General features: G+C 46.7%; 14 protein-coding genes. 7 read left to right on the top strand and 7 right to left on the bottom strand.

Annotated features, from left to right (window positions below):
• Window positions 1-12 precede the first annotated feature (12 nt).
• Window positions 13-1,026 carry an HlyD family secretion protein gene (locus tag Aso01_RS14075; protein ID WP_004932440.1) on the top strand — a complete coding sequence of 338 codons (1,014 nt, stop codon included), beginning with the start codon at window positions 13-15 and terminating at the stop codon, window positions 1,024-1,026.
• Between the two features lie 39 nt (window positions 1,027-1,065).
• Here Aso01_RS14075 and ruvX read toward each other — a convergent pair whose 3' ends face one another.
• The 3 genes from ruvX to recN all read right to left on the bottom strand — a co-directional run bounded on the left by ruvX (window position 1,066) and on the right by recN (window position 3,833).
• Window positions 1,066-1,509, bottom strand: a complete 444-nt coding sequence (gene ruvX / locus Aso01_RS14070) for a Holliday junction resolvase RuvX (RefSeq protein ID WP_004932443.1) — start codon at window positions 1,507-1,509, stop codon at window positions 1,066-1,068.
• Complete coding sequence (locus Aso01_RS14065; protein ID WP_004932445.1) at window positions 1,502-2,056, bottom strand: YqgE/AlgH family protein; 555 nt, start codon at window positions 2,054-2,056, stop codon at window positions 1,502-1,504. Before Aso01_RS14065 ends, ruvX begins: the two co-directional genes overlap by 8 nt.
• A gap of 115 nt (window positions 2,057-2,171) precedes the next feature.
• Window positions 2,172-3,833 (bottom strand): DNA repair protein RecN, encoded by a 1,662-nt coding sequence (gene recN, locus Aso01_RS14060; RefSeq protein ID WP_004932448.1) that lies wholly within the window; start codon window positions 3,831-3,833, stop codon window positions 2,172-2,174.
• A gap of 125 nt (window positions 3,834-3,958) precedes the next feature.
• Between recN and Aso01_RS14055 the strand changes: the two genes are divergently transcribed.
• From Aso01_RS14055 to Aso01_RS14040, 4 genes are all read left to right on the top strand, one after another.
• Window positions 3,959-5,263 (top strand): tetratricopeptide repeat protein, encoded by a 1,305-nt coding sequence (locus Aso01_RS14055; protein WP_004932450.1) that lies wholly within the window; start codon window positions 3,959-3,961, stop codon window positions 5,261-5,263.
• A gap of 84 nt (window positions 5,264-5,347) precedes the next feature.
• Window positions 5,348-5,674, top strand: coding sequence for a pyrimidine/purine nucleoside phosphorylase (ppnP, locus tag Aso01_RS14050; RefSeq protein WP_004932453.1), 327 nt, complete (start codon window positions 5,348-5,350; stop codon window positions 5,672-5,674).
• Window positions 5,675-5,775: 101 nt separating this feature from the next.
• Entirely contained in the window at window positions 5,776-6,522 is a 747-nt protein-coding gene (rlmB, locus tag Aso01_RS14045) for a 23S rRNA (guanosine(2251)-2'-O)-methyltransferase RlmB (protein ID WP_004932455.1), read from the top strand.
• 37 nt (window positions 6,523-6,559) lie between these two features.
• On the top strand, window positions 6,560-7,489 hold the full coding sequence (locus Aso01_RS14040) for a DMT family transporter (RefSeq protein ID WP_004932459.1): 930 nt from the start codon (window positions 6,560-6,562) through the stop codon (window positions 7,487-7,489).
• Here Aso01_RS14040 and coaE read toward each other — a convergent pair.
• The 4 genes from coaE to pilB are packed head-to-tail and all read right to left on the bottom strand — an operon-like array spanning window position 7,465 to window position 11,892.
• Window positions 7,465-8,064, bottom strand: a complete 600-nt coding sequence (coaE, locus tag Aso01_RS14035) for a dephospho-CoA kinase (protein ID WP_004932462.1) — start codon at window positions 8,062-8,064, stop codon at window positions 7,465-7,467. The two genes, Aso01_RS14040 and coaE, sit on opposite strands and share 25 nt — an antisense overlap.
• Window positions 8,065-8,066: 2 nt before the next feature.
• Window positions 8,067-8,927 carry a prepilin peptidase gene (locus Aso01_RS14030; protein ID WP_004932465.1) on the bottom strand — a complete coding sequence of 287 codons (861 nt, stop codon included), beginning with the start codon at window positions 8,925-8,927 and terminating at the stop codon, window positions 8,067-8,069.
• Complete coding sequence (locus tag Aso01_RS14025) at window positions 8,927-10,153, bottom strand: type II secretion system F family protein (protein WP_004932468.1); 1,227 nt, start codon at window positions 10,151-10,153, stop codon at window positions 8,927-8,929. The genes Aso01_RS14030 and Aso01_RS14025 overlap by 1 nt, the downstream gene beginning before the upstream one ends.
• A 23-nt stretch (window positions 10,154-10,176) precedes the next feature.
• Window positions 10,177-11,892 carry a type IV-A pilus assembly ATPase PilB gene (gene pilB / locus Aso01_RS14020; protein ID WP_004932470.1) on the bottom strand — a complete coding sequence of 572 codons (1,716 nt, stop codon included), beginning with the start codon at window positions 11,890-11,892 and terminating at the stop codon, window positions 10,177-10,179.
• A 263-nt stretch (window positions 11,893-12,155) separates the two neighbouring features.
• Between pilB and tpiA the strand changes: the two genes are divergently transcribed.
• Together tpiA and secG are read left to right on the top strand one after the other, a co-directional pair.
• Complete coding sequence (gene tpiA / locus Aso01_RS14015) at window positions 12,156-12,953, top strand: triose-phosphate isomerase (protein WP_004932474.1); 798 nt, start codon at window positions 12,156-12,158, stop codon at window positions 12,951-12,953.
• 9 nt (window positions 12,954-12,962) lie between these two features.
• A complete protein-coding gene (gene secG, locus Aso01_RS14010; RefSeq protein ID WP_004932477.1) occupies window positions 12,963-13,292 on the top strand; it encodes a preprotein translocase subunit SecG in 330 nt (109 codons plus the stop codon).
• Window positions 13,293-13,327: the final 35 nt, after the last annotated feature.

Raw genomic sequence — 13,327 nt, 5'->3', positions numbered from 1 at the left:
TGGAACAACACAATGAGTAAGGTAGATTTACGCAAATTCGTTCGACCCGTGGTCACACTGATCATGGTGATTGTCGCGGTTTTTGTGATTGTGCATTTGTGGAATTACTACAATGCCTCGCCATGGACACGTGACGGGCGAGTGCGTGGCGATGTGGTTCAGGTGTCTTCAGATGTATCAGGACTGGTCACTGAAGTCTTGGTGCACGATAACCAGAGCGTCAAGAAAGGGCAGGTGCTATTTAAAATCGATGTGGCGCGTCAGCAACTCGATGTTGAACAGGCACGATCAGATTTGGCCAAGGCCAAAGCCGGGCTGGCACAGTCACAAGCGAACCTGATTGCGGCAAAGGCCAATTTAGCCAAGACTCAAGCCAATATGGCTTTAGCCGAAAAAAATGCAGCGCGTTATTCAAGTTTGCTCGATGGTGCAATTTCCAAGCAGGAACAAGATCAGGTCTATGCCACACGTGATCAGTCACGTGCCGAGATTGCGCAGATGAAAGCATCTATTGAACAGGCCGAAGCTACCATTACGGAACAAAAATCGTTGATTGATGTGGCGCAAAGTAATTTAAATCTGGCTCAGCTCAATCTAAATCGCTCACAGGTGGTGGCACCAGCAGATGGCACCTTGTCTAACTTCGATTTACAGGTGGGAAATTACGTTAAGACGGGGGACGCAGTAGCCGCCTTGGTCGACCGTAAGCAGCTCTACGTGGTGGGATATTTCGAAGAAACCAAACTCAATCACATTCATGTGGGCGACAAAGCCGTGATCCAGTTGATGGGAGATGATCAAAAAATCAAAGGTCATGTTCAGGGGATTGCATCGGGCATTGAAGATCGTGAGCGTTCGACCAGTTCAACCTTGCTGGCCAATGTCAATCCGACTTTTACTTGGGTCCGTCTGGCACAGCGTGTACCGGTCAAAATCGTACTTGATGAAGCGCCTCACAATCCACTGGCGTTTGTGGCTGGGCGCACTGCGACAGTCAGTATTATCGAGTCTGAACAGCAAAAGTAAGTCTTAGAAAAAGGCTCCTCAAAATGTGGAGCCTCAGTATTAAGGTGTGATACCTGTCGGGTTGCGATACCAGCTTTGAATCAGTAGTCCCGCAGCCAGACTATCGGCCGCCACCCCTTTGGCGCGCCCCTGACTGTGGTAATGATCGAGTTCATCGCGTGCTTCACGCGTGGTTAAACGTTCATCGACCATCCATGTGGTGATATTGGTTTGATGGCGTAAGCGTCTGGCAAACTTACGTGCGCGTGCTGAAAGCTCCGACTCACTATCATCCATATTCAGTGGCAAGCCCACCAAAAATAATGTGGGTTTCCACTCCTGAACGATTTTAAGCAGTTGCTCCCAGTTGGGAATGCCGTCTTTCATGGGAAAGAGAGCCAAAGGCGTGCTGCTCTCGATGGCCGCCTGACCAATGGCAATTCCCATTTTTTGAGTGCCAAAATCGAATGCCATAATCATGCTGTGTGTAGAAATCTCAGGCATGACCAATCTCGGATGATAACCAGTTCCGATCGACGCCGAGTTTTTTATACGCAGCGTCCCAACGTTCGTCATAAGGTAAGTTAAAAATCAGATCCATATCGGCGTCGCAGACCAGCCAGTCGCCACGAGAGATCTCGTCTTCAAGCTGGTTTTTTGTCCAGCTGGCATAACCCAGCGCAATTTGATAGCGGCCAACTCCTTCGTTATGTGCAATCGCGTCCAAAATATCTTTACTGGTGGTAATGCATAGGTTTTCGCCTACTGCAATCGAGGAGTGCCATACAGGTTGACCGGTATGTAACACGAAACCAGCCTCCGGGCGCAATGGCCCACCTTGCAAAACTTCATGCGGCTGTACGTGATCGGCATCGATATCCAGATCATTGAGTAACTCACGAACCTGAATGCCTGATGGCCGGTTGATGATCAGGCCCTGAGCACCATCACCGTCATGACGTGCCAGATAAATCACGGTATTTGCGAAAAAATCATCGGCCATTTCTGGAGGGGCAATCAGACAACGGTGTGTCAAATATTGTTTGGTCACCTAGACGCTTCTCCTTTAAATCGGTCGCTTTGAAAGATAGATTCTTCTTATCAACATACAAGAGTAAATGGATTTCGCCAATCATTTTCCATGATTTATTTCTATGACCAAATCTCTAGGCATGCTGGAATTTAAGCTGTCTTAACTGTCTGGCGTGCTGTAACGTGGTTTCATTAATTTCCACACCGCCAGACATTCGGGCCAGTTCAAGAACGCGTTGTTGTTCATCGAGTTCGATGATGGTGCTGCTGGCGGGGTCGGTTTGTTGTTTCTTGACCAGCAGATGTTGGTCGGATTGAGCAGCCACTTGAGCCTGATGGGTGATACACAGTAACTGCACATGCTGCGCCAGATCGGCCAGTAGCCGTCCGACCACTTCGGCTGTGCCACCGCTAATACCCACGTCAATCTCATCAAACACCAAGACTTCGGCTTCGGTTTTCTCCGCATTCATCACTTGCATCACCAATGCGATGCGCGACAACTCGCCGCCTGATGCCACACGCGCAAGCGGTTGGGGTGGAATCCCTTTATTTGCTGTAAAGAGTAATTGAATGAAGCTTAAGCCCTCGGCAGACGGTTGCTCCAGCGGTTCAAACTTAAATTCGAAATGTGCCTCCGGCAAGGCTAAAGGTTTCACTTGCTCGGTCAGCTGTTTGGCCAGCGGTTGTGCGGCGTCACGACGGATCTGATCCAGATATTCAGCTTTTTCCAAGAATTCCTGATGGGCAATGTCGACTTGCTCGGCCAGTGTTTCAGGGTCTTCAAGTTGATGTAATTGATCTAGCTCAAGTTGCCACTGTGCATAATCCTGTTTGAGCTGTTCAGGCTGTGTGCGATATTTACGGGCCAGACGATGAAATACTTCCAAGGTACTGTTGAGTTCTTCCATACGTTCTGGATCGAAGCTTTGGCGGTCGATAAACTGGCGTAAATTGGCCGTGGCATCGTCGATTTCACTTTGTGCATTGAGCAATGAATTATAAATTTCAGACAACTGCTCACTACGACCAGCATGTGACTCAAGCCGACGCAGTAACGAGGCCAATTCTTGGGTAATATTCGGCTCAGCCTCATCGAGTAAATTTAGACCATAGCCACAATCTTGCATGATATGTTCATGATGACTCAGTCGATCAAATTCTTGTTCAAGCTCTTTGTAGTCGATTGCGACTATGTCTTCAAGTTCTTCAATTTGTAATTCCAGTGTGGCGATGCGCTGCTGGCGGGTGGCCTGTGCATCTAGTGCCGCCTGATGCTGACGAATAGTATTTTGCCAGTCATTGTAGGCCTGTTTTACTGCATGTGCGGGCGTGTAAAAGTTGTAGTAACGATCGAGCCAGTGTTTGGGATAGGGCGGTTCAAGTAATTGTTGCTGACTATGCTGACTATACAGTTGTACCAGCAAGCGCCCCAACTCACGTAGTTCAGACAAGCTGCTCGGGCGGCCGTTAATCCAAGCTTTGCTCCGGCCAGTGGCGAAAATGACGCGACGCAAATGAATTTCACCGGAGTCATCATCGAGTTCATGCTCTTTGAGCCATTCGGCCTCTGCGCTGTGTTCGCGATAACTGAAAGTTGCGGTGATATCGGCTTTTTCTGCCCCATAGCGCACGTAATTGGTGTCGGTACGCTCGCCCAAACTTGCTGATAAGGCATCTAAAAGCAATGATTTTCCAGCCCCTGTTTCCCCGGTCAGAACGTTAAATCCGTGTTCAATATCCAAGGCAAGGTGATCGGCCAAAGCAAAATTGATAAGAGTTAAATGTGTCAGCATAAACGCATCCAAGGCGCCAAGAGTTTTTTGTTTAAGATGTTTAAGATAGTGAACTTTTGGACTTGTCACAAGAGATTCGTTATTCTAAGTCCATTATAAGAATAGCAAGATTTGTCAGTCAGAAAATGAAAATACGTCTTCCCATACCTAAACCTGTACAAAAAAGTGCGCAATCGCCAAAAAAAGTAGCGCAGCTCAATCAACAGCTTGCAGCACTATCGGCACAATTTCGCCGTGCAAGTGCGGCAGCAGATTATCAGCAGGCTTATGAGCTGGTACGGCAGGTAATTGATCTTGTGCCTCAGCATCCGGTGGCCTACATGGATTTGGCTTACACAGAACTTCAGTTAAAGCGTTATTTAGATGCTTATGCGCATTATCAGCACGCCATTACGTTAAGCAACGGATCTGTCGATCCCAATATTTATGACGGACTTTGTGAAGTCTGTTTTGCGCTTAATCGCGCGCAAGACATGCAGCACTTTGGCCGTCTTGCCATTGAGCGTAAACAGCAACAGGCAAGCCAAGAACCAAAATTGACACTGCCACAAGCAGCACCCGAACGCTTTCTGGCAGAAAATCCTAACCAGAATATTATTTCATTTTCATTATTTGGAGATCATCCGCGTTATTGTGAAACCGCAGTGTTAAATGTTATTCGAGCCAAAGAACTCTATCCAAATTGGCGCTGCCGCTTTTATGTCGATGATTCAGTGCCGACGCCCATTTTGCAGCGATTAAGCCAGCATGGTGCACAGCTCATTAAAGTGACCGAGACTCAGCCTCAGATTTCAGGGTTGTTCTGGCGCTTTTTGGTGATGGATGATCCGCAAGTTAAACGCTTCTTAATCCGCGATGCCGATTCACTGATTTCACCACGAGAGGTTGCAGCCGTTCAGCAATGGCTGGACAGCGACCGCTGGTTTCATGTTATGCGAGATTACTATTCGCACACCGAATTAATCTTGGCGGGGATGTGGGGCGGATGTACAGGCGTTTTTCATCAGGTTGAAGCTTTGATTAGCGATTATATTTATTCCGGACGTTATCTAAATACGCGGGTCATGGATCAGCATTTTTTACGTTATTGTATCTGGCCAACCTTATGTCAGAGTGTCATGACTCATGATCGATATGGATTTGACCCTTCTGCCGAAGCATTTCCAGGCGATCAAAAGCAAGATACGCCAGTAACACTGACCCGACACGCGCATGTGGGAATGAATGAATCGAGTGCAGTGGTCAACGTAACTGTGCCTGATTCAATGGCCCGCCAAATTCAATGGATTTTATACAACAATAAAAAGCAAATTGTGTGTCAGTACCGCGCCACGGTGGATGAATCTGGATCAATCGATCTACATTTGCCAGAATTATATGCGGCGCAGATCCGTGTAAAGGCATGGAATTTGCAGATTTATCCTGTTTAAAACTGATTGATTAGTTATTTCGCCACAATTAAACTACATCTGTCATTACCTCATATAAATGCGACATTTTTTGGAGACGTACGCATGAGTTCTACTCAATTTGATCACGTGAGTGTGATTAAAAAATCAAATGTATATTTTGGTGGTTTATGCATCAGTCACACCGTTCAGTTTGAAGACGGTACAAAAAAAACATTAGGTGTGATATTACCGACTGAACAGCCACTGACATTTGAAACCCATGTTCCTGAGCGTATGGAAATTATCTCTGGCGAATGTCGCGTAAAAATTGCCGATAATACTGAAAGTGAATTGTTCCGTGCCGGACAATCGTTTTATGTGCCTGGAAATAGCCTATTTAAAATCGAAACTGACGACGTATTAGATTACGTTTGTCATTTAGAAGGCTAACTCATCAGCTGTTAAATCAGTTAAAATGGTCGCGTTAAAAAATCCTGTGAAGCTGGCTTTACAGGATTTTATTTTTTTATCTGTGCTTTTAGAGGGTCACCATGGCTAAACCAGAATATTATTATGGCGTTCATTCGGTGGAGTCATTGTTAGAGTTGGAGCCTGAGCGGGTTTTGACCCTGTTTACACTCAAAGGCCGAGATGATCAGCGCTTGCAAAAAATTTTAGAGCTGGCCGAACCATTCGGGATTAGTGTACAAAAAGCCAGCCGTGACAGCTTGGAAAAACTGGCTGGTTTGCCGTTTCATCAAGGCGTGGTGGCTGCGGTACGCCCACATCCGGTGTTAAATGAAAAAGACTTAGATCAATTGCTCGAGCAGCAAGACAATGCCTTGCTTTTGGCTCTCGATCAGGTCACCGATCCGCATAACCTTGGTGCATGTATCCGTACGGCGGCGGCGATGGGCGTGGTGGCGGTGATTGTCCCGCGTGACCGTTCTGCCGGACTCACACCCACTGCACGTAAAGTCGCTGCTGGTGGCGCAGAAAAAGTGAAGTTTATTCAGGTCACCAATTTGGCACGTACATTGGCGCATATTAAAGCGCAGTTCTTTGTCAAAGTTGTGGGCACTATGCTGGATGAAAAAGCATTACCTTTACAAGAGTGTGATTTTTCTGGAAACGTTGCCATTGTGATGGGGGCTGAAGATACGGGTTTACGTCCGATCACGCAGTCGCAATGTGACCAAACCGTGTATATCCCAATGTCGGGAAATCTTCAAAGTTTAAACGTGAGTGTTGCCACAGGAATGGCGCTCTATGAGGCCTGCCGTCAACGTTTGGTTTAAGCGTTAAATTCGGCATTGTCAAAGGTTAAAGATTGCCATGTCACCCAGATTACAAGGGTACGGTTATGTGGCCATTACCATGTGTATTTGGGGTGGCTTCACGATTTTTTCTCGACTCAATGCCCAGTGGCATATCAGTGCCTGGGACATTGTGGCAATGCGTTTTGCAATCGCCTTTTGTCTGTTGGTGCCTATACTGATCTACAAAAAAGACTGGGCCTTTTTATGGCAGCCCAAAGCCATGATTTTGGCGCTGATTGGCGGTGTGGGCTATTGCCTGACGGTTTATAGTGCGTTTTTGTATGCACCCGCCGCACATGCCGCGATTTTTTTAAATGGCACCATGCCGTTATGGACAGCCATTGCAGCCTTTGTGCTGTTCGGGCAACCCTTTGACCGCCATACATGGCTGAGCTTTTGCATTATTCTGGCTTCAATTGGCCTGATGAGCGTATTGATGCTTCGCCAAAATCATAGTGGTTTTGGCGTTGGTGATGTGCTTTTTGTATGTAGCGCAATGTGGTGGGGAGTTTTTACCATCTTGCTCAAGCAATGGAAGCTGAGCGCATGGCATGCTATGACCAGCGTAGCCATCTGGTCGACATTATTTTATTTACCCGTTTATGCGTTGTTTCTGCCCAAACATTTTAATCAGGTTGAGCCGCTTCACTTAGTGGTGCAGGGGCTGTTCCATGGCGTATTTGTGGTGATTTTGGCCACACTGACCTATATTGCCGCGATTGAACGTTTAGGTGCGTTTAAAGCGGGCAGTATCGTCAACTTGGCGCCATTTTTGGCGGCATTGATTGCTGTTCCCTTACTTCATGAGCCGCTGAGTCTATCGCTTTTGTTTGGTCTAATTGGAATGGGAATAGGCGCGTTGCAGCCGTGGCGCTGGCGCTTGAAAGACACGCTCACCCGAGAGCTTGAAAAGCAGAAAAATCAATCAGGCGAGCGTGTTAAATAATCGGTGTGTAAACGCATCAATTGCTGATACAGCTCATCGAGCGTGCCTTCATTATGTACCACATCATCTGCGCGTTTTAATTTTTCAGAACGCGGCATTTGTGTGGCTATAATTTTCTGGATCTGTTCGGTTGATTGCGCATCGCGTTGACTGGCTCTTTTCAGTTGGGTGGCTTCGCTCACATCGACCAGCAGGTTGCGATGGGTCATTCGATCTTGACCGGTTTCAAACAATAACGGCGAAACCAGAATCACATACGCACTCTGTGCCTGTTGCAACTGCGACAAAATCGATTGTCGGATGATAGGGTGGGTAATGGCTTCGAGCTGTTGGCGTGCCTCCGGATGCTGAAAAATATAGTCACGTAAGGCGCGGCGATCCAGTTGACCGTCTGCCTGCAAAACCCAGTCACCAAAGTGCTGTGCAATTTTTTCCAGTGCGGGTTGTCCCGGTTGAACAACTTCACGTGCGACCACATCGGCATCGACCACATCAATGTCTTGATGTTCAAACCATTGGCTGGCAGCCGATTTACCACTTCCGATTCCACCTGTAAGCCCCACGATGTACGGCATACTCATCCTCCTAGATATACCCGCATAATTGCATCTCCCCATAAAAAGGCAATCCAGCCCGCAATGGCAATAAAGGGACCAAATGCAAAAGGCTGATTTTGCTTGCGAATACGCAAAAGTACAACACCAATAATCGCCCCCACAAACGACGATAACAGCACAATCAGCGGCAGCATTAGCGGCCCCATCCAAGCCCCCAGCGCTGCCAGTAGTTTGAAATCGCCGTATCCCATGCCTTCTTTTTTGGTGAGCAGTTTAAACAGGTAATACACCACCCATAAACACAAAAAGCCGATGACATAGCCCCAGATGGCTTCATTGGGAGAAACATACACATGCGCGCTATTGGTGGCCAAGCCTAATCCTGCAAGGGTGAGGGTATAGCGATCTGGTAAAAGCTGAGTATCAAAGTCGATAAAGGTCAGCGCAATTAACATCCAAGTGAGCACTAGCCCAAACAACATTTTAAGCGTTGGCCCCAAAACCATCAGCACAGTCAGTGAGGTTAACAGCGTAAGCAATTCAATGGCGGGGTAGCGGATTGTAATCGGGTGGTCACACGCATGACATTTCCCGCGTAAAGCCAGCCAGCTTAGCACTGGAATATTGTGATACCAGCGAATTGGCGCACGACAATGCGGACATGAAGATGCAGGTGAACTTAGACTGAGCTTTTCGGTTTCAATTACGACCTGTTCTGGATGCAGCAACAACTGGCATTCTTGTGTCCATTCCTGCTCCATCATTTTGGGTGTGCGGTAGATCACCACATTTAAAAAGCTGCCAATACACAGGCTTAAGATACCAATCGCGAGATAAAGCGCAGTCGAATTGGTAATAAAATACGAGAAGATATCAGACATTACACCACTGAACCCATTTGGAAAATCGGAAGATACATCGCAATCACCAGACCACCCACTAAAATGCCCAGAATTGCCATAATCAAGGGTTCCATCATCGATGTAAGACCGTCTACTGCGTGATCGACTTCACTTTCATAATAATTCGCAACTTTATCCAGCATTTCATCTAGTGCCCCGGATTCTTCACCAATGGCCACCATTTGAATGGCCATCGTGGGAAAACGATTCGACACCCGCATGGCAAAATGAAGCTGCTGGCCTGTAGACACATCGTCACGAATTTTAAGCACAGCACGTTCATAAATACTGTTATTGGTTGCACCTGCGGTAGATGCCAGCGCATCAATCAGCGGAACACCCGCTGCGAAAGTGGTGGCAAGGGTACGACTATAACGGGCAATAATGGCTTTATAGACCAGATCACCCACAATCGGCAGACGAAGCACAAGTTGATCTAGACGATCACGAAAAGTTTTGCTACGTTTACGTGCCTCTAAAAAGCCAGCAATGACCGCACCGATAATGAAAATGAGCAATATCCAGTAAGACTGCATCCAGTTGGACATGTTCACCACCATCTGGGTAAAGGCTGGCAAGTCGGCGCCAAAGGAGGTAAATAAATCTTTAAATACCGGAACCACTTTCACCATCAAAATAATGGTCACCACGATCGCGACCACAATCACCATGGCCGGATACTTCATGGCTTTTTTGATTTTTTGCTTTAATACTTCACTTTTTTCTTTATATACCGCAACTCGCTCTAGCATGGTTTCAAGCGAACCCGATTGTTCACCCGACTCAATTAGAGAGCAAAACAGATTATCGAAGTGCTGTGGATATTTGCGCAGCGCACCAGCAAAAGTATTGCCTCCTTCGACATCTGTTTTGAGTCCGAGTACCACCTCGCGCATGGCAGGATTATCCAAGCCCTCAGCGACAATTTCAAAGGCCTGAACCAGCGGTACACCTGCTTTCATCATGGTTGCCAACTGGCGAGTAAAAATCGTGATATCGAGCGGTTTAACTTTTTTCTTAAATAGTCCTTCAAGCAGGTTGCGGCGCTTTTCACGAATGGTTCGAATGGTAATGCCTTGTTTACGCAAGGTGACTTTGGCCAATGCCATATTACGGGCAGAAAGCTCCCCTTTAAGTTTGATCCCCTTGCGATCAACACCTTCATACGCGAAAGTGGGCACTGTTTGTACTTTTTTTGCTGCCATCAGATGATCCTTGCTTTGCCCCGTTATTCTTCATTCGTCACACGATTGACTTCCTGTAACGATGTGACCCCCTGCATCACTTTTTTTAAGCCAGAACGGCGTAAGTTGCTAAATCCAAGCTGTTCAGCGGCTGCTGCAATTTCAAGTGCATTGCCGTCTTGCATAATAATTCTTGAGATTTCTGGTGTAATTTTCATGACTTCATAAATGCCCACACGTCCTTTGTAGCCCTCCCGACATTCTTTACACCCCACCGGTTCATAGATCTGAAAGTCTGGAGCATCTAAATCGGTTTCGGTAAATCCCATTTCGAGTAAACTGGCACGTGGCACGTCGATACGCCGTTTACACTGATTACACAGGCGTCTGGCAAGGCGCTGCGCAATCACCAGATTGACCGAGGTGGCGATATTAAAGGTCGCCACCCCCATGCTTCTCAGGCGTGTAAGTGTTTCGGCAGCGTTATTGGTATGCAGTGTCGACATCACCAAGTGACCGGTTTGAGCCGCTTTAATGGCAATCTCTGCGGTTTCTAAATCACGAATTTCCCCCACCATAATGATATCAGGGTCTTGACGTAAAAAAGAGCGTAATGCCGCAGCAAAGGTCAGGCCGACTTTGGGATTTACATTGACCTGATTAATACCTTCAAGATTAATCTCGACTGGATCTTCGGCGGTAGAAATATTGGCATGTTCGGTATTGAGAATATTTAAGCCGGTATACATCGATACGGTTTTCCCCGAGCCTGTAGGGCCGGTAATCAGCAGCATGCCTTGTGGTCGATTCAGCGCTTCGGTAAACAATGCTTTTTGCTCAGGCTCGTAGCCCAGTGCATCGATACCCAGCATCGCGCTCGCAGGATCCAGAATCCGCAGTACAATCTTTTCACCAAATAGGGTCGGTAGGGAGTTGACCCGAAAATCGATGGTTTTGGTTTTCGACAGTTTCAGTTTAATACGACCATCTTGCGGAACACGCTTTTCCGAAATATCCATTTGAGACATCACTTTCAAACGCGAGGCCAGTCGGGTAGCCAGTTGTAAGGGTGGTGTTGCAATTAAACGAAGTACACCATCGACCCGATAACGGACCCGATACATTTTTTCATAAGGTTCAAAATGTAAGTCTGATGCATTCATACGAATGGCATCAATCAGTAATTTATTGATGTATTTGACCACCGGGGCTTCATCTTTACTGATTTCTTCATCGTCGTCGTCATCTGAAGTGGGGGTATTCACTTCCAGATCCAGATCAAAATCTTCGGTGTCAAAGTTAAAACGGCTATCTTCGGGGAAATATTCGTTTAACAGTCGCTCAAGCTTATCGTGTTCTACAATAATCGGTTCGACTTTGAGTTTGCTGTTAAAACGGATGGCATCCATCGCTTCAAGATTGGTCGGATTGCAGGTCGCGACATAGAGCACATGCCCACGATGAACCAACGGCATTACACGATACTTGCGAATCAGCTTTTCATCGATACGATCTTTGAGAATCAGCGCAGGATCAAAAACATCCAGATCAAATAGCGGTTCGCCAAACTCGACCGAGATGGTTTCAGCAATGGTGATCGGGGTAATGGCATAATGGTCGATCAAATAAGGAACAATATCTTGCTTGTTTTTTTTGGCGCTCTCTTGAGCCATTTGCATGTCGTGTGCATCAATATGACCTTCTTCGACAAGGCGCCGAATGAATCCTGAAAATTTAGGTGATGCGGTAACTAATGACATGGGACTGCCTTGTAACATTGATATCATTATAATTTGTATATAGAAAATTATACGGCGCCACAGAAAAAATACCACCCTGTACAGCCAGCTTTCCATACAACAACGCGTCTATTTTGTTACTGGGAATTGTTGAATTGTCTTGTATCTAACAATTGTGGTGCAAAAAGGTCGATCGCTTTACACATGCGATGTAAAAGAAATCGTTCTAATTTCGCTTAAAATCCGTGTAGAATGAGCTGCATTTTTGAAGAAAGGTTAGCAATATGTCGGGCTCGACTATTATTCCTTGGGTTGTCGGCAATTGGAAAATGAATCCTCAACAATCTACTGCCATTCAACTTGTACAACAATTTAAAGATTTATTAAAGCAACAGCCAATTTCTGAGCAGCACTGTCATATTGGTGTGGCGCCAATCTCAATCGCCTTGACGCGTATTCAAAGCGAGCTGGCCAGTGCGAACCGTGCAGTGGCAACCGTTGCCCAAGACGTCTCACGATTTGCAGGCACAGGCGCCTATACTGGCGAGGTCAGTGCAGATTTACTTACCGACAGTCAGATTCAGTATGTTTTGATCGGGCACTCTGAGCGTCGCGAACTGCTCGGTGACCAGGTTGAAATTTTAAAACAAAAAATGACGCATGCCTTACAAGCAGGTATGACGGTGATTTATTGCGTCGGTGAAAGCCTTGAACAGCGTGAGCAAGGGCAGGCTGAGCAAGTGGTGTTGCAGCAAATCTGTGATATCGCCTCTGTGGTCAGTGCCGAGCAATGGCAGTCGCAAATCGTGATTGCATACGAGCCAATTTGGGCAATTGGAACAGGGCGGACGGCATCACCAGAAGATGCACAAGCCATTCATGCCAAAATCCGTGAAGGTTTATGTCAGATTACCCCGGCAGGCGCACAAATTGCGTTACTTTATGGTGGTAGTGTTAAACCTGAGAATGCAGTAGAGTTGGCGGCCTGCGCTGATATCAATGGCGCTTTGGTTGGCGGGGCTTCCCTCAATGCCGAATCATTTTATCAAATCGCTCAGGCATTTGCCCAAACACAACAATAGGAGGTCAGCATGCATACATTTGTGTTGGTTGTACATATCATCTTGGCCGTTATGATTATTGGTCTCGTATTGATTCAACACGGTAAAGGCGCTGATGCCGGTGCATCTTTTGGTGGCGGCGGTGCTGCAACCGTATTTGGTGCTTCAGGTTCAGGTAACTTCCTGACCCGCGTGACGGCAATCTTAACGGCATTGTTTTTTGTGACCAGTTTAAGCTTGGCCGTCTTTGCGAAAAAACAAACTACAGATGCTTATAGCTTAAAATCCGTACAAACAACGAACTCAGCTCCTGCAACAACGCCTGAAACTTCGCCAAATGCACCTAAGTCGAGTCAATAATTGAAAATTGCTCTTTATTTTTGTGTAAGAAGCGA

This window comes from Acinetobacter soli, from assembly GCF_000760595.1.
Lineage (GTDB): Bacteria > Pseudomonadota > Gammaproteobacteria > Pseudomonadales > Moraxellaceae > Acinetobacter > Acinetobacter soli.
This window is presented reverse-complemented; position numbering and strand designations above follow the sequence as displayed.

Bases quoted from the DNA above. Each gene is read 5' to 3' on its own strand.
- Aso01_RS14025 (WP_004932468.1), bottom strand. From the start codon at position 10,153: ATGGCAGCAAAAAAAGTACAAACAGTGCCCACTTTCGCGTATGAAGGT.
- tpiA (WP_004932474.1), top strand. From the start codon at position 12,156: ATGTCGGGCTCGACTATTATTCCTTGGGTTGTCGGCAATTGGAAAATG.
- ppnP (WP_004932453.1), top strand. From the start codon at position 5,348: ATGAGTTCTACTCAATTTGATCACGTGAGTGTGATTAAAAAATCAAAT.
- ruvX (WP_004932443.1), bottom strand. From the start codon at position 1,509: ATGCCTGAGATTTCTACACACAGCATGATTATGGCATTCGATTTTGGC.
- Aso01_RS14075 (WP_004932440.1), top strand. From the start codon at position 13: ATGAGTAAGGTAGATTTACGCAAATTCGTTCGACCCGTGGTCACACTG.
- pilB (WP_004932470.1), bottom strand. From the start codon at position 11,892: ATGTCATTAGTTACCGCATCACCTAAATTTTCAGGATTCATTCGGCGC.
- coaE (WP_004932462.1), bottom strand. From the start codon at position 8,064: ATGCCGTACATCGTGGGGCTTACAGGTGGAATCGGAAGTGGTAAATCG.
- Aso01_RS14040 (WP_004932459.1), top strand. From the start codon at position 6,560: ATGTCACCCAGATTACAAGGGTACGGTTATGTGGCCATTACCATGTGT.
- Aso01_RS14030 (WP_004932465.1), bottom strand. From the start codon at position 8,927: ATGTCTGATATCTTCTCGTATTTTATTACCAATTCGACTGCGCTTTAT.
- Aso01_RS14055 (WP_004932450.1), top strand. From the start codon at position 3,959: ATGAAAATACGTCTTCCCATACCTAAACCTGTACAAAAAAGTGCGCAA.
- rlmB (WP_004932455.1), top strand. From the start codon at position 5,776: ATGGCTAAACCAGAATATTATTATGGCGTTCATTCGGTGGAGTCATTG.
- secG (WP_004932477.1), top strand. From the start codon at position 12,963: ATGCATACATTTGTGTTGGTTGTACATATCATCTTGGCCGTTATGATT.
- recN (WP_004932448.1), bottom strand. From the start codon at position 3,833: ATGCTGACACATTTAACTCTTATCAATTTTGCTTTGGCCGATCACCTT.